Annotated in this window: 16 protein-coding genes; 6 read left to right on the top strand and 10 right to left on the bottom strand. The window is 58.2% G+C overall.

Features of this window, described 5'->3' with window-relative positions; genetic code table 11:
- Positions 1-4: 4 nt before the first annotated feature.
- From LK03_RS06130 to rpmH, 10 genes are all read right to left on the bottom strand, one after another.
- Entirely contained in the window at positions 5-412 is a 408-nt protein-coding gene (locus tag LK03_RS06130) for a F0F1 ATP synthase subunit I (protein WP_028695885.1), read from the bottom strand.
- Positions 413-560: 148 nt separating this feature from the next.
- Positions 561-1,433 (bottom strand): ParB/RepB/Spo0J family partition protein, encoded by an 873-nt coding sequence (locus LK03_RS06135; RefSeq protein ID WP_038411519.1) that lies wholly within the window; start codon positions 1,431-1,433, stop codon positions 561-563.
- A 9-nt stretch (positions 1,434-1,442) separates the two neighbouring features.
- Positions 1,443-2,234 carry a ParA family protein gene (locus tag LK03_RS06140; RefSeq protein ID WP_028695883.1) on the bottom strand — a complete coding sequence of 264 codons (792 nt, stop codon included), beginning with the start codon at positions 2,232-2,234 and terminating at the stop codon, positions 1,443-1,445.
- A gap of 18 nt (positions 2,235-2,252) precedes the next feature.
- Entirely contained in the window at positions 2,253-2,903 is a 651-nt protein-coding gene (rsmG, locus tag LK03_RS06145) for a 16S rRNA (guanine(527)-N(7))-methyltransferase RsmG (protein ID WP_038411520.1), read from the bottom strand.
- Positions 2,900-4,792 (bottom strand): tRNA uridine-5-carboxymethylaminomethyl(34) synthesis enzyme MnmG, encoded by a 1,893-nt coding sequence (gene mnmG, locus LK03_RS06150; RefSeq protein WP_038411521.1) that lies wholly within the window; start codon positions 4,790-4,792, stop codon positions 2,900-2,902. Before mnmG ends, rsmG begins: the two co-directional genes overlap by 4 nt.
- 543 nt (positions 4,793-5,335) lie before the next feature.
- On the bottom strand, positions 5,336-6,706 hold the full coding sequence (mnmE, locus tag LK03_RS06155) for a tRNA uridine-5-carboxymethylaminomethyl(34) synthesis GTPase MnmE (protein ID WP_038411522.1): 1,371 nt from the start codon (positions 6,704-6,706) through the stop codon (positions 5,336-5,338).
- An 86-nt stretch (positions 6,707-6,792) separates the two neighbouring features.
- A complete protein-coding gene (yidC, locus tag LK03_RS06160) occupies positions 6,793-8,475 on the bottom strand; it encodes a membrane protein insertase YidC (RefSeq protein WP_038411523.1) in 1,683 nt (560 codons plus the stop codon).
- 2 nt (positions 8,476-8,477) lie between these two features.
- Positions 8,478-8,723 carry a membrane protein insertion efficiency factor YidD gene (gene yidD, locus LK03_RS21850; RefSeq protein WP_081951571.1) on the bottom strand — a complete coding sequence of 82 codons (246 nt, stop codon included), beginning with the start codon at positions 8,721-8,723 and terminating at the stop codon, positions 8,478-8,480.
- On the bottom strand, positions 8,716-9,120 hold the full coding sequence (gene rnpA / locus LK03_RS06165) for a ribonuclease P protein component (RefSeq protein ID WP_038414634.1): 405 nt from the start codon (positions 9,118-9,120) through the stop codon (positions 8,716-8,718). Before rnpA ends, yidD begins: the two co-directional genes overlap by 8 nt.
- Before the next feature lie 13 nt (positions 9,121-9,133).
- Positions 9,134-9,268: a 50S ribosomal protein L34 gene (gene rpmH / locus LK03_RS21855; protein ID WP_003253163.1), complete on the bottom strand. Its 135-nt coding sequence runs from the start codon at positions 9,266-9,268 to the stop codon at positions 9,134-9,136.
- A 592-nt stretch (positions 9,269-9,860) separates the two neighbouring features.
- Here rpmH and dnaA point away from each other — a divergent pair.
- The 6 genes from dnaA (at position 9,861) to LK03_RS06195 (ending at position 18,499) form a co-directional block, all read left to right on the top strand.
- Entirely contained in the window at positions 9,861-11,396 is a 1,536-nt protein-coding gene (gene dnaA / locus LK03_RS06170; protein ID WP_038411524.1) for a chromosomal replication initiator protein DnaA, read from the top strand.
- Positions 11,397-11,436: 40 nt separating this feature from the next.
- Positions 11,437-12,540 (top strand): DNA polymerase III subunit beta, encoded by a 1,104-nt coding sequence (gene dnaN / locus LK03_RS06175; RefSeq protein WP_038411525.1) that lies wholly within the window; start codon positions 11,437-11,439, stop codon positions 12,538-12,540.
- A 17-nt stretch (positions 12,541-12,557) separates the two neighbouring features.
- The gene (recF, locus tag LK03_RS06180) at positions 12,558-13,661 is read left to right on the top strand and encodes a DNA replication/repair protein RecF (protein ID WP_038411526.1); all 1,104 of its coding nucleotides are present in this window, start codon (positions 12,558-12,560) and stop codon (positions 13,659-13,661) included.
- 4 nt (positions 13,662-13,665) lie between these two features.
- A complete protein-coding gene (gyrB, locus tag LK03_RS06185) occupies positions 13,666-16,086 on the top strand; it encodes a DNA topoisomerase (ATP-hydrolyzing) subunit B (protein ID WP_038411527.1) in 2,421 nt (806 codons plus the stop codon).
- A 323-nt stretch (positions 16,087-16,409) separates the two neighbouring features.
- Complete coding sequence (locus tag LK03_RS06190; RefSeq protein WP_038411528.1) at positions 16,410-17,084, top strand: heavy metal response regulator transcription factor; 675 nt, start codon at positions 16,410-16,412, stop codon at positions 17,082-17,084.
- Positions 17,081-18,499, top strand: a complete 1,419-nt coding sequence (locus LK03_RS06195; protein WP_038411529.1) for a heavy metal sensor histidine kinase — start codon at positions 17,081-17,083, stop codon at positions 18,497-18,499. Before LK03_RS06190 ends, LK03_RS06195 begins: the two co-directional genes overlap by 4 nt.
- Positions 18,500-18,652: the final 153 nt, after the last annotated feature.

Below are 18,652 nucleotides of genomic sequence, written 5' to 3' on the forward strand. Positions count from 1 at the left end.
CGCCCTAAGGTCTCGAAAGTCTTTTATTCATGAGCAGGGGTGCGAACCAACTGACCAACAGGGTCAGTACGAAGACGCCGAATACAGCCAGCGGCGCCAGGGGTTTCACTCCTGCAAAGGTCAGTGCGAACAGCACTGCCGTCAAAATCATCTTGCCTGCTTCGCCCGCATAGAACGACTTGACGATGGCCTGCGCTGCCCGGGCTCCGCTGAAGCGAAACGCTTTCCAGGCGAAATACACATTCGGCAGCCAGGCGATCAGCCCCCCACAGAGACCTGAATAACCGCTGACCGCGCCCTGCCACACAAACAACACCAGAGTCGCCAGCAAGAAAACGATGCATTGAGCCAGCAGTACCGGAAAAACCGCCCAGCGATGGAAAGGCAGGCGGTTCGGCGTGCGGATTTCCATCACAACTGCTCCTCGAAAGTCGACCGTCAAGTCAGCAACGACTTGGCATAATTTGTGCCGACAAAATGCGCGCAGAGTATAGGGGTGGATTAACCCCTATTCAACTCTTGGTAGTGATTTCCGATTGCGCGCTACAACGGCAATTGTTTCAGCGAATGTGGGCAAGTACACCCTGCAACTCGTCCAACGAGTTGTAGCGAATGACCAGCTGGCCTTTGCCCTTGTTGCCATGACGAATCTGTACCGCAGAGCCCAAACGCTCTGCCAGTCGCTGTTCAAGGCGGGTAATGTCCGGATCAGCCGGGCTTGGTTCGACCGGTTCAGTTGGCCCGTTCAGCCACTGGCGAACCAGTGCTTCAGTCTGGCGCACGGTCAGCCCACGTGCGACAACATGACGCGCCCCTTCCACCTGCCGAGCTTCTTCCAGACCGAGCAGCGCACGGGCATGACCCATCTCCAGGTCGCCATGGGCCAGCATCGTCTTGATCGCCTCGGGCAGCGAGATCAGTCGCAACAGGTTGGCCACGGTCACGCGTGACTTGCCGACGGCGTCGGCCACCTGTTGCTGGGTCAACTCGAACTCCTGCTGCAGACGCTGCAGTGCAAGGGCTTCTTCCAGAGGATTGAGGTCTTCGCGCTGGATGTTCTCGATCAGCGCCATGGCGATGGCGACCTCGTCGGCCACTTCGCGAACCATGGCCGGCACCGTATCCAGACCCGCCAGTTGCGTTGCGCGCCAGCGGCGCTCACCGGCGATGATCTCGTAGCGCTGCTCGCCGATCGGGCGCACCACGATGGGCTGCATCACGCCGTGGCTGCGGATCGACTGCGCCAGTTCCTCCAGCGCTTGCTGATCCATGTCGCGCCGCGGCTGATACTTGCCGCGCTGAATCTGCTCGACAGGCAGGTGTTGCAGTTCCTTGCGGTCGATCTTGACCGCCTGCTCTTCGAGCGCGCTGACGGTAGGACCACTGAGCAGTGCATCCAACCCACGTCCGAGACCTCGTTTCTTAACGGCCATGCGGGTTCCTCAAGTTGCCTGTGCAGTGCGTGATGGACGGCGTTGACGACGTACCAGCTCGCCGGCCAGGGCCAGGTAGGCCTGGGCGCCGCGGGACTGCTTGTCGTAGGCCAGGGCCGGCATGCCGTAACTGGGTGCTTCGGCGAGGCGGATGTTACGTGGAATCACCGTGTCGTAGAGCTGATCGCCAAAGTGCTCCTTGAGCTGCGCCGAGACTTCGTTGTTCAGGCTCAGGCGCGGGTCGAACATGGTGCGCAACAGGCCTTCGATGCGCAGCTCCGGGTTGAGCCGTGCGGCGATGCGCTTGATGTTGTCGACCAGATCGCTCAGGCCCTCGAGCGCGTAGTACTCGCACTGCATGGGAATGATCACGCCGTCGGAGGCGACCAGAGCGTTGAGGGTCAGCATCGACAGCGAGGGTGGGCAGTCGATGAGGATGAAATCGTAGCTGTCGCGGATCGGCGCCAGGGCATTGCGCAGGCGACTCTCCTTCATCTGCATTTCCAGCAGCACCACTTCGGCGGCAGTGAGGTCGCGGTTGGCCGGCAGCAGCTGGAATTCACCATGCTCGGAGTAATGGATTGCCTGGGCCAGGTCGCACTCCCCGATCAGCAGGTCATAGACCGAATGCTCGAGCTCGTGCTTGTCGACGCCGCTGCCCATGGTCGCGTTGCCCTGCGGATCGAGGTCGATCAGCAACACACGACGCTTGGTCGCAGCCAGCGAAGCGGCGAGATTGATACAGGTGGTGGTCTTGCCGACACCACCTTTCTGGTTCGCGATTGCGAATACCTTAGCCATTGTTGCGCGTGTTCCCCGTCAAGCCTTGCGGCGCAGTATCAGTAGATGGCGCTGGCCTTGGCAACCGGGGACGGTCAAGGCCTGTTCGCTTTCCACTGTGAAGTCTGGCGGCAATGCTACCAGTTCATCGGCAGGATGCAGCCCCTTCATTGCAAGCCATTGCGTAGAGGCGTCACCCAGGTGGCGCGTCCAGTTGGTGAAGTTCTCCATGCTGCTGAAGGCACGGGAGACGATCCCAGAGAATGGTTGCTCGGGCTGGAAGGCTTCGACCCGGCTGTGGATAACCTCGAGGTTGTCGAGCTTGAGCTCCATTTTCACCTGGGTCAGGAAGCGGGTCTTCTTGCCGTTGCTGTCGAGCACGGTGACCTGCTTGTGCGGATGCAGGATCGCCAATGGGATTCCCGGCATACCGCCGCCGCTGCCGACATCCAGCCAGCGCTGACGATCGCTGTGGATAAACGGCATCACGCTGAGGCTGTCGAGCAGATGCCGCGAGACCATTTCGTCCGGATCACGCACGGCGGTCAGGTTGTAGGCCTTGTTCCACTTGATCAGCAAACCCAGGTAACCCAACAGCAGTTGTTGCTGCTGGTCGCTGAGGCTCACGCCCAGCGCGCGCGCGCCTGTGGACAACTCTTCCGCATGTTGCGCAGTGACCATGACGCTCAAACGCTTCGCTCCAGTTCACGGCCAGCGCCGCGTTTTTTCAGATGGATCAGCAACAGGGAAATCGCCGCCGGGGTAACGCCTGGGATACGCGATGCCTGCCCCAGGGTCTCCGGGCGGGTCTGACCGAGCTTGCTCTGGATCTCCTTGGACAGGCCAGAGATCGTCTGGTAATCGATATCCACAGGCAAGCGAGTGTCTTCACTGGCGCGCAGGCGGACGATTTCATCCTGCTGGCGGTCAATGTAACCGGCGTACTTGGTCTTGATTTCCACCTGCTCGGCGACCTGTGCCGGCACCTGCTCACCGCCAGTGACCTTGATCAGCCCGGCGTAGTCGACCTCAGGGCGAGTCAACAGGTTGAGCAGGCTGTACTCGTGGCTCAGCGGGGTGCCGAAGTGCGCCGAGATCGCCTCGCCCTCAGGGGTGTTGGGCCGGACCCAGGTGCTTTTCAGACGCTGTTCTTCACGCTCGATACCTTCGCGCTTGGCGCAGAAGGCCGCCCAGCGGGTGTCGTCGATCAAGCCCAGTTCACGGCCTTTTTCGGTCAGACGCAGGTCGGCGTTGTCTTCGCGCAGGATCAACCGGTACTCGGCCCGCGAGGTGAACATGCGGTATGGCTCTTGGGTGCCGAGGGTGATGAGGTCATCGACCAGCACGCCGATATAGGCCTCGTCACGGCGCGGACACCAGCTTTCGCGACCTTGCGCACGCAAGGCGGCGTTGGTGCCGGCCAGCAGGCCCTGCGCACCGGCTTCTTCGTAGCCAGTGGTGCCGTTGATCTGACCCGCGAAGAACAGACCATCGATGACCTTGGTTTCCAGACTGTATTTCAGATCGCGCGGATCGAAGTAGTCGTACTCGATGGCGTAGCCAGGGCGCACGATATGAGCGTTTTCCATGCCACGAATCGAGCGCACCACCTGCAATTGCACATCGAACGGCAAGGACGTGGAAATACCGTTGGGGTACAGCTCATGGGTGGTCAGGCCTTCCGGCTCGATGAATACCTGATGGCTTTCCTTGTCGGCGAAGCGGTGAATCTTGTCTTCGATCGATGGGCAATAGCGCGGGCCGATGCCTTCGATCATGCCCGAGTACATTGGCGAGCGATCGAGATTGGCAGCGATGATTTCATGGGTGCGGGCGTTGGTGTGGGTGATCCAGCAACTGACCTGGCGTGGATGCATCTGCGCATTGCCCATGAACGACATCACCGGAATCGGCGTGTCGCCCGGTTGTTCGTTCATTACCGAGAAATCCACCGAGCGGCCATCGATGCGGGGTGGCGTACCGGTTTTCAGCCGGCCGACGCGAAGCGGCAATTCACGCAGGCGTTGGGCCAGGGCCATGGCCGGTGGATCGCCGGCGCGGCCACCGGAGTAGTTCTGCATGCCGATGTGGATAAGTCCGCCGAGGAAGGTGCCGGTGGTCAGTACCACGGCGTCGGCGAAGAAACGCAGGCCCATTTGCGTGACCACGCCTTTGGCATGGCCCTGTTCGACGATCAAGTCGTCACAAGACTGCTGGAATATCCACAGGTTGGGCTGGTTTTCCAGGATCTCGCGCACCACCGACTTGTAGATGGCGCGATCGGCCTGAGCGCGAGTTGCCCGTACGGCGGGCCCCTTGCGGTTGTTCAGAACGCGAAACTGTATGCCGCTCATGTCGGTGGCCAGCGCCATGGCGCCGCCAAGTGCATCGATCTCTTTGACCAGATGGCTTTTGCCGATGCCACCGATGGCTGGGTTGCAGCTCATGTGACCGAGGGTTTCCACGTTGTGGGTCAGCAATAGGGTTTTCACACCCATGCGTGCCGACGCAAGCGCAGCCTCGGTACCGGCATGGCCGCCGCCGATGACGATCACTTCAAAACGGGAAGGGAAATCCACCACGCACCTCGTGCCTGTTTTTGCGAATAAAGAAGGTAAGCCGGCAAGTATAGGGAATTCACCCCCTGCAAAGAAACCTTTTGAGCAAAATTTGACCAGCCTGTGGATGAGTGGCGGTAATAGAAATTAACGAAAGAAGATTTAAAAAAGCTTTGTTTTTGTTACTACTCTTATACACAGACCTTTCTGTGGATAGATCGCTACAAGTCAATAATGACGTGATGTACAGCGTTTCAAAACCCTGTTATCTACCCACCATGAGCCCTTGGGACAAGCCTGTTTAGGCTGTGTATAAATAGCTTAATTATCCACAGGGCAATTCGTGCCCAAGAAAAAAGGCTTGTTATCAACTGAGCTAAAGGCGAGTTTTCCACAGGTCTTATTCCGATCTGACGGGTACAGATTAGCCTCCGCCATGCGGTGCCTTGAGCTGGAGATGGAGGGAGACTTGGGTCGTGATGCGGCGAAGGTTGGAAAACAGCGCGTTTTCCTGCCGTAAAGGCAACCTGATCACCATCGTCGGTGACCAGGCGTCGGGTAGGGCTATTTACCGATGCAGAAGCTCGAAAAGATCCGTCCCAGCAGGTCATCGGAGCTGAATGCACCGGTGATCTCTCCCAGCGCATGCTGAGCCTGACGCAAGTCTTCGGCGAGCAGTTCGCCAGCACCGGCAAGCGTCAACTGCGCATGACCGTGATCCAGGTGCTCACTGGCCTTGCGTAAGGCGTCAAGGTGCCGGCGACGTGCGCTGAAGCTGCTCTCTGCGGTCTGTTCATAACCCATGCAGGCCTTGAGATGCTCACGCAACAGGTCAAGGCCGTGCTGGCTGTCCCTGGCGCTCAGGGTGATGGTCACATGACCATCGCTGCCCTGCTCCAGGCCGATGGCCTCACCGCTGAGGTCGGCCTTGTTGCGGATCAGGGTGACATTGCCAGGCGCAGGACGTTGCTCGAGGAACTCCGGCCACAGGGCGAAGGGATCGCTGGCTTCAGGGGCTGTGGAGTCGACCACCAGCAGCACACGGTCAGCCTCGCTGATGGCCTTGAGCGCGCGTTCGACGCCAATACGCTCGACCTGGTCGCTGGTGTCACGCAGGCCCGCAGTGTCGACCACGTGCAGCGGCATGCCATCGATGTGGATATGTTCGCGCAGGATGTCCCGGGTGGTGCCAGCGATGTCGGTCACGATCGCGGCTTCGCGTCCTGCCAGCTGATTAAGGAGGCTGGACTTGCCGGCATTGGGTCGACCGGCGATCACCACATTCATGCCGTCACGCAACAAAGCGCCCTGCCCGGCTTCTCGCTGCACTGTGGATAACTGGACACGTACCGCTTCGAGCAACCCAAGCACATGCCCGTCGGCGAGGAAATCGATCTCTTCCTCGGGGAAGTCGATCGCGGCCTCGACGTAGATGCGCAACGCAATCAGCGCTTCGGTCAATGACTCGACACGGCGGGAGAACTCCCCCTGCAAGGAGCGCAAGGCATTGCGCGCTGCCTGGGTTGAGCTGGCTTCGATGAGGTCGGCGATGGCCTCGGCCTGGGCGAGGTCGAGCTTGTCATTGAGAAAGGCGCGCTCGCTGAATTCTCCGGGCCTGGCCAGGCGGCAACCCAGCTCGACACAGCGCTGCAGCAGCATGTCCATGACCACCGGACCGCCATGACCTTGCAGTTCCAGCACATCTTCACCGGTGAACGAGTTCGGGCCCGGGAAGAACAGCGCAATGCCTTCATCCAGTACCAGCCCATCAGCGCCGCGGAATGGGCCATAGTGGGCATGCCGTGGCGTCAGCGCCCGACCGGCGATGGCTTTGCCAGCCTGGCTGGCCAATGGCCCGGAGAGCCTGACGATCCCCACGCCGCCGCGACCTTGCGCGGTAGCGATGGCGGCAATGGTTTCACGCGCGATACTCATGCTCGAGAGCCTCCAGGGCACAATCGGTAGATAGCAAAACGCCCCACGATGGGGGCGTTTTTATTCACAGGCTAGACCTCAGCCTGTCATGCAGCCGCTTTTTTGCTCGCAGCTTCGATGCGACGGGTGATGTACCACTGCTGAGTGATCGACAGGCAGTTGTTCACAACCCAGTACAGCACCAGACCTGCCGGGAACCACAGGAAGAAGAAGGTGAAGATGATCGGCATCATTTTCATCACCTTGGCCTGCATCGGATCCGGAGGCGTCGGGTTCAGACGCTGCTGGATGAACATGGTGGCGCCCATGATGATCGGCAGGATGAAGAACGGGTCCTTGATCGACAGGTCGGTAATCCACAGGATCCACGGCGCCTGACGCATCTCGACGCTTTCCAGCAGTACCCAGTACAGCGCCAGGAACACCGGCATCTGCACCAGGATCGGCAGACAGCCGCCCAGCGGGTTGATCTTCTCTTTCTTGTACAGCTCCATCATCGCCTGGGACATCTTCTGGCGATCGTCACCGTAACGCTCTTTCAGCGCAGCCAGTTTCGGCGACACGGCACGCATGCGCGCCATGGAACGATAGCTGGCGGCCGAGAGTGGGAAGAACAGGCCTTTGATCAGCATGGTCAGCACGATGATCGACCAGCCCCAGTTACCCAGGATGCTGTGGATATGTTGCAGCAGCCAGAAGATCGGCTGGGCGATGAACCACAGGAAGCCGTAGTCGACGGTCAGTTCCAGACCTGGGGACAACGCCTTGAGTTTTTCCTGGCTCTTCGGACCGGCATACAGAACCGTGCTGGCTTCACCAGTCGCACCGGCTGGGACGCTGATCGCAGGACCGGTGTAGCCGATCAGGTAGTTGCCGGCGCTGTCCTTGCGGGTCTGCACCACGTTGTTGTCCGACTTGGTCGGAATCCACGCCGTGACGAAGTAGTGCTGCAGCCAGGCTACCCAACCACCGCTGACGGTTTCCTGGAGGTTGGCCTTGTCCATGTCCTTCATCGAGACCTTTTTGTAAGGCTCGGAACTTGTCCACAGGGCCGCACCCAGGTAGGTGGCAGTACCGGTGGCAGTGCTCGACGATGGGTCAGAGCTGGCATCACGCTTGAGCTGGGCGAACAGATTGCCGTTCCACGCCTGACCGCTCTGGTTGTCGATCAGGTAGCTGACTTTCAGATCGTACTCGCCACGGGTGAAGGTGAAGCGCTTGATGTAGTTGACGCCGTTCTCGCTGAACTTGAGATCGACCACCAGTTGTTCCTGGCCGTCGGCCAGTTGGTAGCTTCTCTGCTCGGCGGCATACAGCGGGCGACCGCTGGCGCGACGGTCCGGACCATTGGCGCCGGTCAGGCCACTTTGCGCGACGTACGTACGCTCACTGCCGTTGTCGAACAGCTGGAACGGGATCTCGGGATGGTCCTGACGGCGCGGGTATTTCGGCAGGGTCAGTTGGACGATGTCGCCACCGACCGGATTGATAGCCAGGTCCAGGACATCGGTCTTGATCCGGATCAGGTCCTTGCTGACCGCAACGGGGGCCAGTTCGGCAGGGCTGGATTCAGCATTGGCGCTCGGCACATCGGCGTTGACGCCGCTATCACCGGTTGCAGCGGTGTCCGGCAGGGCCGGGGCATCGTTGCTGGCGGCAGCATGCTGAGTCGGCAAGGCAGCCTGGCCATAGTCCTCGTTCCATTTCAGAACCAGTACATAGGCCACGATTGCCAGGGCGACGATCAGGATCGTGCGTTTAATATCCATGATTACTCGGCTATCGAAGAAGTTCGGGAGGAAGGAGCTGGCGGAACGGGATCGTAACCACCGTCGTTCCACGGATTGCATCGCCCCAGGCGGCGAACGGCTAGCCACCCACCACGCAACAGGCCATGGTTTTCAATGGCTTCGTAGGCGTAACAGGAGCAGCTGGGATAGAAACGACAGTGACTGGCCATCAGTGGACTAATGGCGTAACGGTAAAACTGGATCGGGACGAGTGCCAGTTTACGCATCGTGACTGTCTACCCCTGCGGTGTCGGCAGTGACCGCTGGAGAGGGACGGCTGCGGACCAGCCGTTTCCAGAGCTTGCCAAAATGTTGGTGCAATTCTGGGTTTTCAACATCGCCCAAGCCCTTGCGCGCGACTATCACGATGTCGAGACCAGCAAGCGTCTGCTGGTTCCGGCGAAAGGAATCGCGCATCAGGCGTTTGAGGCGATTGCGCTGAACGGAAAGCTTGACGCTCTTCTTGCCGATCACCAGACCGAGGCGTGGTAGATCGAGCCCGTTCTCGCGCGCAAGGATCAGCAGGTTTTTCCCTGGAACCTTGCCGGTTGGGGAGTCGAAGACCGCTTTGAAATGCCGGGGTGTAAGCAGCCGCTTATCCCGACTGAAGTCCTGACTCACCACCTGTGCCGGAAAATCAAATTGCCAGACGCTTACGGCCTTTGGCACGGCGACGCGACAGAACAGCACGGCCGTTCTTGGTTGCCATACGGGCACGGAAGCCGTGGGTGCGAGCGCGCTTGATGGTGCTTGGTTGGAAAGTACGTTTCATGGCGTGTTACCTGGTTTGTCGACAACGGGCCGGAATGGCCCCCTTTTTAAGAGATCGGCGATTCTAGAGAAAGCAAGGCCATAGGTCAATTTCCAACCAGCCTTTCCTTATAAGTGGTTACGCATGGCCTGCACATCCCGCTGACCCAAGAGCGTCGGTCCGCTCGCTGGGCGGTCGGATAACATTGAAAATAAAGAGAGACATATAAAAAGCTTTTTTAAAGAATCTACTACGTTTAAGGGACGTATTTTCTGTGGATAACTCATCGAACGCCTTTAACCGTGCGGTTTCCAAGGAATGATAAGTCTGTTTCAAAGACGTGCTGCGGCTGTGCGAGGGCTGAAAATAGCCTGTGTATAACTTAACTTGTTATCCACAAATAATTTATACACAGGCAAAACAGGGTGGTTGTGCATAGCCCTCATTGGTGGTTATCCACAGAGCTTATACACAGAGTTAGATGGCATAAATGTCTCGATTTGGCGGTTTCGCTGCATAGTCGCGCAGATGCATATGTGGATAACTGCGGCCGTCGCCGGTACAATAGCCGGCTTGTTTTGGCCTTCTCGGCCCTCACATTCAGGGGAAATCCGTGTCAGTGGAACTTTGGCAACAGTGCGTCGAGCTTTTGCGCGATGAACTGCCTGCCCAGCAATTCAATACCTGGATCCGTCCTCTACAAGTCGAAGCCGAAGGCACCGAGTTGCGTGTCTACGCGCCCAACCGCTTCGTGCTCGACTGGGTCAACGAAAAATACCTTGGCCGTTTGCTCGAGCTGATCGATGAGCAAGGTGACGGCATTGCGCCTGCCCTTTCCTTATTAATAGGCAGTCGGCGCAGTTCTGCTCCTCGCGCTGCACCCAATGCGCCAGTCAGTGCAGCCATGGCAGCGGCGAGCCAGCAGCAGGCTGCATCGGAGCCCAGCGTCGCTGCAGCACCGATCGCAGCGCCTGTGGGTAAGTTGCCTTCAGAGCCTGCGCCAGTGAGTTCGGTGGACACTGAGTCAACCCGCGACAGTTTCGATGCCCTGGGCGATAACGCACCGGCACCGGCCGCCAGTGGGCGCACGGAACAGCGGACGGTTCAGGTGGAGGGTGCGCTCAAGCACACCAGTTACCTGAACCGTACTTTCACCTTCGAGACCTTCGTCGAGGGTAAGTCCAACCAGTTGGCCCGCGCTGCTGCCTGGCAGGTGGCCGATAATCCCAAGCACGGTTACAACCCGCTGTTCCTGTATGGCGGTGTGGGCCTGGGCAAGACTCACTTGATGCACGCCGTGGGCAACCACCTGCTCAAGAAGAATCCGAATGCCAAGGTGGTCTACCTGCATTCCGAGCGATTCGTCGCTGACATGGTCAAGGCGCTGCAACTCAATGCCATCAACGAGTTCAAGCGTTTCTACCGTTCGGTAGACGCCTTGCTGATCGACGATATCCAGTTCTTCGCCCGTAAAGAGCGGTCGCAGGAAGAGTTTTTCCACACGTTCAATGCTCTGCTCGAGGGCGGTCAGCAGGTGATTCTCACCAGTGACCGCTATCCGAAAGAGATCGAAGGCCTGGAAGAGCGACTCAAATCGCGCTTTGGCTGGGGCCTGACGGTGGCGGTGGAGCCTCCTGAGCTGGAAACCCGCGTGGCCATTCTGATGAAGAAGGCCGATCAGGCGAAGGTCGAGTTGCCCCACGACGCGGCATTCTTCATCGCCCAGCGCATCCGCTCCAACGTCCGGGAGTTGGAAGGTGCGTTGAAAAGGGTGATCGCTCACTCGCACTTCATGGGTCGCGACATCACCATTGAGCTGATTCGTGAGTCGCTCAAAGACCTGCTTGCGTTGCAAGACAAACTGGTGAGTGTGGATAACATTCAGCGGACCGTAGCCGAGTACTACAAGATCAAGATCTCTGATCTGTTGTCCAAACGCCGCTCACGTTCGGTAGCCAGGCCTCGTCAGGTCGCCATGGCCTTGTCCAAGGAGCTGACCAACCACAGCCTGCCGGAAATCGGCGATATGTTTGGCGGACGCGACCACACTACCGTGCTGCACGCGTGCCGCAAGATCAATGAACTGAAGGAATCCGACGCGGACATTCGCGAGGACTACAAGAACCTGCTGCGAACGCTGACCACTTGATGCGTTCGGGCATAGCTTATTGAAGGCAAGGGACTAGACCATGCATTTCACTATTCAACGCGAAGCTCTGTTGAAACCCCTGCAACTGGTCGCAGGCGTCGTCGAGCGTCGTCAGACTCTGCCAGTTCTGTCAAACGTGCTGCTGGTCGTGCAAGGTCAACAACTGTCGTTGACCGGCACCGACCTGGAAGTCGAGCTGGTCGGCCGAGTGCAGCTGGAAGAGCCTGCCGAGCCTGGCGAAATCACCGTGCCGGCGCGCAAGCTGATGGACATCTGCAAGAGCCTGCCCAGCGACATGCTGATCGATATCAAACTCGATGAGCAGAAGCTGCTGGTCAAGGCCGGGCGTAGTCGCTTCACTTTGTCGACTCTGCCAGCCAACGATTTCCCTACGGTCGAAGAAGGCCCAGGCTCGCTGACCTGCAACCTCGAGCAGAGCAAGCTACGTCGTTTGATCGAACGCACCAGCTTCGCCATGGCCCAGCAGGACGTGCGCTACTACCTCAACGGCATGCTGCTCGAAGTGTCAGCCGATACCTTGCGCGCCGTTGCTACCGACGGTCACCGATTGGCGCTGTGCGCGATGCAGGCGTCGATTGGCCAGGCTGACCGCCACCAGGTGATCGTCCCGCGCAAAGGTATTCTCGAACTGGCGCGCCTGCTGACCGATCCTGAGGGCATGGTCAGCATTGTCTTGGGCCAACACCATATCCGCGCGACCACAGGCGAATTCACCTTCACCTCCAAGCTGGTCGATGGGAAGTTCCCGGACTATGAGCGCGTTCTGCCCAAGGGCGGTGACAAGTTGGTGCTGGGTGATCGCCAGGCCCTGCGTGAAGCCTTCAGCCGCACTGCCATCCTGTCCAACGAGAAGTATCGAGGCATTCGTCTGCAACTCGCCGCTGGCCAGCTGAAGATTCTTGCCAATAACCCTGAACAGGAAGAAGCGGAAGAAGAAATCAGCGTCGACTACAACGGCAGCTCGCTGGAAATCGGCTTCAACGTGAGCTATCTGCTCGACGTCTTGGGCGTGATGACCACCGAACAGGTCCGCTTGATCCTGTCCGACTCCAACAGCAGTGCGCTTCTGCAAGAAGCAGGCAACGATGATTCCTCCTATGTCGTCATGCCGATGCGTCTGTAACTGAATAGACGCCCTCCATGTCGCTTTCACGCGTTACAGTCACTGCGGTGCGCAACCTGCACCCAGTGACGTTCTCCCCTTCCCCCCGAATCAACATCCTCTACGGCGCCAACGGCAGCGGTAAAACCAGCGTGCTGGAAGCGGTTCATCTGCTAGGTCTGGCGCGCTCGTTTCGCAGCACTCGATTGACGCCCGTCATCCAATATGAACAACCCAACTGCACGGTATTCGGTCAGGTTGAGTTGGCTAGCGGGGGCAGCAGTAATTTGGGTATTTCTCGTGAGCGCCAGGGCGATTTCACCATCCGCATCGATGGACAGAATGCCCGCAGTGCGGCGCAACTTGCCGAGATTCTACCGCTGCAGTTGATCAATCCCGACAGTTTCAGGCTATTGGAAGGTGCGCCAAAGATACGCCGCCAGTTCCTGGATTGGGGAGTGTTCCACGTGGAACCTCGTTTCATGGCAACGTGGCAGCGCTTGCAGAAGGCACTCAGGCAAAGAAACTCATGGCTGCGGCATGGTACACTTGACGCCGCTTCGCAGGCTGCTTGGGACAGGGAATTGACCCTGGCCAGTGCGGATATTGATCAGTACCGCCGCGAGTACATCAAAGCCTTGAAGCCAGTTTTTGAAAAGACTTTGAGTGAGCTCGTTGAACTCGAAGGCCTGACCTTGAGCTATTACCGTGGTTGGGATAAAGATCGAGAACTTGCAGAAGTCCTCGCAGCCTCCCTCCATCGCGATCAGCACATGGGCCATACGCAAGCCGGTCCTCAGCGCGCGGATTTGCGCCTCAGACTAGGTGCCCACAATGCAGCCGATATTCTCTCGCGTGGCCAGCAGAAGTTGGTTGTCTGTGCATTGCGTATTGCTCAAGGTCATTTGCTTAACCAGGCACGCCGCGGCCAGTGCATTTATCTCGTTGACGATCTGCCGTCCGAGTTGGACGAGCAGCACCGCCGCGCACTATGTCGCTTGCTTGAAGAATTGAACTGCCAGGTTTTTATCACCTGTGTAGACCACGAATTTCTGAGGGAAGGCTGGCAAACGGAAACGCCAGTTGCTTTGTTCCACGTGGAACAAGGCCATATCACCCAGACCCACGACCATCGGGAGTGAAGGCATGAGCGAAAATCAAACGTACGACTCTTCCAGCATCAAGGTGTTGAAAGGGCTGGATGCCGTGCGCAAGCGTCCCGGCATGTACATTGGCGATACCGATGATGGCAGCGGCCTCCACCACATGGTGTTCGAAGTAGTCGATAACTCTATCGACGAGGCGTTGGCGGGACACTGTGACGACATCACCGTCATCATCCATCCTGACGAATCCATCAGCGTCCGAGACAACGGTCGGGGTATTCCGGTCGATGTCCATAAAGAAGAAGGTGTGTCTGCGGCAGAGGTCATCATGACCGTGCTGCACGCCGGCGGTAAGTTCGACGACAACTCCTATAAAGTTTCCGGCGGCCTGCACGGCGTAGGTGTTTCGGTGGTCAACGCCCTGTCCGAGAAGTTGATCCTGACCGTGCGCCGCAGCGGCAAGATTTGGGAACAGACCTACGTCCACGGTGTTCCCCAGGAACCGATGGCGATCGTGGGCGAAAGCGAAACCACCGGTACCCATATCCATTTCAAACCGTCGGCAGAGACATTCAAGAACATCCACTTCAGCTGGGACATTCTTGCCAAACGTATCCGCGAGCTGTCGTTCCTCAACTCGGGCGTTGGCATTCTGCTGAAGGACGAGCGTAGCGGTAAGGAAGAGTTCTTCAAGTATGAAGGTGGCTTGCGTGCGTTCGTCGAGTACCTGAATACCAACAAGACCCCAGTCAACTCGCAGGTGTTCCACTTCACCGTACAGCGCGAAGACGGCGTGGGTGTCGAAGTGGCCCTGCAGTGGAACGATAGCTTCAACGAAAACCTGCTGTGCTTCACCAACAACATTCCGCAGCGTGACGGCGGTACCCACTTGGTCGGCTTCCGCTCTTCCTTGACCCGTAGCCTGAACAACTACATCGAGCAGGAAGGTCTGGCGAAGAAGAACAAGGTTTCCACCACCGGTGACGATGCGCGTGAGGGCCTGACGGCGATCATCTCGGTCAAAGTCCCGGACCCCAAGTTCAGCTCTCAGACCAAGGACAAACTGGTGTCGTCGGAGGTGAAAACCGCCGTCGAGCAGGAGATGAACAAGTACTTCTCCGACTTCCTGCTGGAGAACCCCAACGAGGCCAAAGCAGTCGTCGGCAAGATGATCGATGCAGCGCGTGCGCGTGAAGCCGCCCGTAAGGCACGTGAGATGACTCGCCGTAAAGGCGCTCTGGATATCGCAGGTCTGCCGGGCAAATTGGCCGACTGCCAGGAAAAGGACCCTGCCCTCTCCGAACTGTATCTGGTGGAGGGTGACTCGGCAGGCGGATCGGCGAAGCAAGGCCGCAACCGTCGTACCCAGGCGATTCTGCCGCTCAAGGGCAAGATCCTCAACGTCGAGAAAGCCCGCTTCGACAAGATGATTTCGTCACAGGAAGTCGGCACGCTGATCACTGCGCTGGGCTGCGGTATTGGCCGTGAAGAGTACAACATCGACAAATTGCGTTATCACAACATCATCATCATGACCGATGCTGACGTCGACGGCTCTCACATCCGTACCCTGCTGCTGACCTTCTTCTTCCGCCAACTGCCCGAGCTGGTCGAGCGTGGCTATATCTACATTGCCCAACCACCGCTGTATAAGGTGAAGAAAGGCAAGCACGAGCAGTACATCAAGGACGATGAGGCCATGGAGGAGTACATGACCCAGTCGGCGCTCGAAGATGCCAGCCTGCACTTGGACGAGTCGGCGCCACCGGTATCGGGCATGCAACTGGAAAGCCTGGTCAATGACTTCCGCGCTGTGATGAAGACGCTCAAGCGTCTGTCTCGCCTGTACCCCGAAGAACTGACCGAGCACTTCATCTACATGAGCGAAGTGACCCAGGAACAGTTGGGCAACCATGAGCACATGCAAGCCTGGTTGGCCAATTACCAGTCGCGCCTCGATCAAAGTCAGAAGTCCGGCCTGGCCTACAAAGCCAGCCTGCGTGAAGACAAGGAACGTAACGTCTGGTTGCCTGAAGTGCAGATCATCTCTCACGGACTGGCCAGCTACGTCACCTTCAACCGCGACTTCTTCGGCAGCAACGACTACCGCTCGGTGGTCAATATCGGCAACAAGCTCAGCACCCTGCTCGGCGAAGGTGCCTATGTGAAGCGTGGTGAGCGTCGCAAGGCAGTGACCGAGTTCAAGGAAGCGCTGGACTGGCTGATGAACGAGTCGACCAAGCGCCACACCATCCAGCGCTACAAAGGCCTGGGCGAGATGAACCCGGATCAGTTGTGGGAAACCACCATGGACCCGGCCGTGCGTCGCATGCTCAAGGTCACCATCGAAGATGCCATTGGTGCTGACCAGCTGTTCAACACCCTGATGGGCGACGCAGTCGAACCGCGTCGTGACTTCATCGAAAGTAACGCGCTGTCGGTGTCGAACCTGGACTTTTGATTGACGTGTAATTGCACAACCCATTGCTCCGCAAAATAGAGGTCCGATGCTTTCAGCGCTAGGACCTCTGCAAAGCCCGCACTCGCGGGCTTTTTCTTTTTATGAAGTCTCAGATCTGGGTACTGTTCGTAAAGCCCTGGAAGGCATTCATGTCTATCTCACACCTGTCAGCAATCTTTCCGCCACATTACAAATCTGTAGGATTTCGCCGAAATGAGCGTCTTCGCGCTAACATTCTGCGATCCTCCGTTGTACATCGCGTGTGCACAAACCAGGCACCCGACCGCCCCTGAAAAACTCCCCCTCACCGCTTGGAATCCGTTATGCGCGTTCTGGTTGTCGAAGACGAAATCAAGACTGCCGAGTACCTTCAGCAGGGCCTATCCGAAAGTGGTTACGTGGTCGACATCGTGCATGACGGTATTGATGCACTTCACTTGTTCCACACCCATGACTATTCGCTGGTTCTTCTGGATGTGAATCTTCCAGGTATGGATGGTTGGGGGGTGTTGGAGGCAATCAGAAAGACCAGCCGCGTTCGCATCATCATGTTGACGGCCCGTGGGCGGATCAATGACAAGCTCAAAGGCTTGGACGGCGGCGCAGATGACTACCTTGTCAAACCGTTCGAGTTTCCCGAGTTGCTGGCTCGTATTCGCTCGCTGCAGCGACGCGGTGATGCGCTGGTGGAGAGGAGCACGCTGAACGTGGCGGATCTGGAGCTGGACTCGGTACGCCGTCGGGTATTTCGCGGCGGCGTACGTATCGATCTCACCACCAAAGAGTTTGCGCTTCTGCATTTGCTGATGAGTCGATCCGGCGAAGCGCTGACTCGCTCGCAAATCATCTCGCTGATCTGGGATATGAATTTCGACTGCGATACCAATGTCATCGACGTCGCTATCCGTCGCTTGCGCTCGAAGATCGATGACCCTTTTGAAACCAAGCTTATTCATACCCTTCGAGGTGTTGGTTACGTGCTTGAGGAACGTGTATGAGGCCGTTCGGGCTGGCGGCAAAGCTGGGACTCAAAGTGGGTTTGATGAGCGCTGCGCTGTTGCTGCTGTTTGCTACCTTCGGCTATCTGATCGTGGGTCAGGCGCTCGAGCGCAATGCCAGAACCGATCTCGAAGTGAAGATGTCAGGTATGGCGCACAACCTGTCGACCATCAGGGATATTTCCGGGGTGAACGTGGATGCGCACCAGCTTGTCGACCTGGTCATGGGGCACAACAATCTGTACGTCAGCATTTTCGAGTCGCCGCAAAGTCAGACGCCGTTGATCTCCATTGGCTCGAGGCGGGTCAATCTGGAAGTGCACAAGTTTCAGCCGACGCCACAGGCACGGGAGCATGAGTGGCGCGATTCCATGGGCCGACCACTGCTGACGGCTACTCGGGTCATGCGCCTGGGAGACGGCACAAAAGTCAGCGTCTTCATGACCATGGACCAGTCGTCCAACCAGGCACTGCTCGACGCGTTGCTGACGTGGGCGCTGATGGTCTCGCCGCTTGTTCTGGCGCTGATCCTGGCGATCAGTTGGTGGACGGTGCGCAGAGGTTTGCTGCCACTCACTAAATTCCTGAAGGTCGCTTCGAAGATTTCGACGGAAAGCCTTGAGCATCGACTGCCCACCAAGGGCATGCCGGCAGAACTCAAAGCGCTCGCTGACGGCATCAACATCATGCTGGTTCGCCTTGACGACGGTGTTCAGCAGCTCTCTCAGTTTTCCGATGACCTTGCCCACGAATTGCGAGCCCCGCTCTCCAACCTGATTGGCAAGGCGCAGGTGACATTGACCCGGGAAAGGTCCGTTGCCGAGTATCGAGAGGTGCTGGAGTCGTGCACCGAGGAGTTGGATCGCATGAGCCGCATGGTGTCCGACATGCTGTTTCTTGCGCAGGTCAGCCATCCAGCTTCGATGGTGGAGTTCGAGGCGGTGTCGTTGCTCGACGAAGTGCAGCGCGTCTGTGATCTGTTCAGTATCACGGCCGACGATAGCGAGATTCAGCTACAGATATCAGGTTGTCAGGACCAGGTACGCGGCAACCGGATCATGATTCAGCGGGCGGCCTCGAACCTGTTATCGAACGCGATCCGTTACTGCCCGCGTGGCGACGTCGTTCTGGTCAAGGTTCAAGGCGTTGGCCATGGCACGACCTTGAGCATTGGCAATCCCGGTCGTGGAATAGCCAGTGAACATCATGCGCACTTGTTCGAGCGGTTCTACCGTGTGGACAAGAGCCGGGCACGGAGCGAGGGAGGCACGGGCCTCGGGCTGGCCATCGTGCAGTCGATCATGAGCTTGCATCAGGGTGTGGCGCGTGTGGAAGTGACGGATGACCATGTCACCTGGTTCCACCTCGATTTTCCTACGGCAGAGCTAAGTCATTCGCAATCTGACGCAGCCTGAGGACTGCACAGCTGTCAGGTGCTCCGGGACAGGTCAGTGCCCGGGCGAGCAACACGATATGCAGGTGCGCGGCTGGCATTCAACTAACCGAATTGTAATTCTCGCCTCACGGTGTCGTTAGCTTCGGGTTCTTAGACTACTCAGCACAAAGGT

It is taken from the genome of Pseudomonas cremoricolorata, assembly GCF_000759535.1.
Taxonomy (GTDB): Bacteria; Pseudomonadota; Gammaproteobacteria; order Pseudomonadales; family Pseudomonadaceae; genus Aquipseudomonas; species Aquipseudomonas cremoricolorata_A.

Excerpts from the sequence above, each read along its gene's own strand:
- LK03_RS06135 (WP_038411519.1), bottom strand. The coding sequence starts at position 1,433 with ATGGCCGTTAAGAAACGAGGTCTCGGACGTGGGTTGGATGCACTGCTC.
- mnmE (WP_038411522.1), bottom strand. The coding sequence starts at position 6,706 with ATGAGTATCGCGCGTGAAACCATTGCCGCCATCGCTACCGCGCAAGGT.
- LK03_RS06140 (WP_028695883.1), bottom strand. The coding sequence starts at position 2,234 with ATGGCTAAGGTATTCGCAATCGCGAACCAGAAAGGTGGTGTCGGCAAG.
- LK03_RS06195 (WP_038411529.1), top strand. The coding sequence starts at position 17,081 with ATGAGGCCGTTCGGGCTGGCGGCAAAGCTGGGACTCAAAGTGGGTTTG.
- rpmH (WP_003253163.1), bottom strand. The coding sequence starts at position 9,268 with ATGAAACGTACTTTCCAACCAAGCACCATCAAGCGCGCTCGCACCCAC.
- yidD (WP_081951571.1), bottom strand. The coding sequence starts at position 8,723 with ATGCGTAAACTGGCACTCGTCCCGATCCAGTTTTACCGTTACGCCATT.
- dnaN (WP_038411525.1), top strand. The coding sequence starts at position 11,437 with ATGCATTTCACTATTCAACGCGAAGCTCTGTTGAAACCCCTGCAACTG.
- yidC (WP_038411523.1), bottom strand. The coding sequence starts at position 8,475 with ATGGATATTAAACGCACGATCCTGATCGTCGCCCTGGCAATCGTGGCC.
- LK03_RS06190 (WP_038411528.1), top strand. The coding sequence starts at position 16,410 with ATGCGCGTTCTGGTTGTCGAAGACGAAATCAAGACTGCCGAGTACCTT.
- recF (WP_038411526.1), top strand. The coding sequence starts at position 12,558 with ATGTCGCTTTCACGCGTTACAGTCACTGCGGTGCGCAACCTGCACCCA.
- LK03_RS06130 (WP_028695885.1), bottom strand. The coding sequence starts at position 412 with ATGGAAATCCGCACGCCGAACCGCCTGCCTTTCCATCGCTGGGCGGTT.
- gyrB (WP_038411527.1), top strand. The coding sequence starts at position 13,666 with ATGAGCGAAAATCAAACGTACGACTCTTCCAGCATCAAGGTGTTGAAA.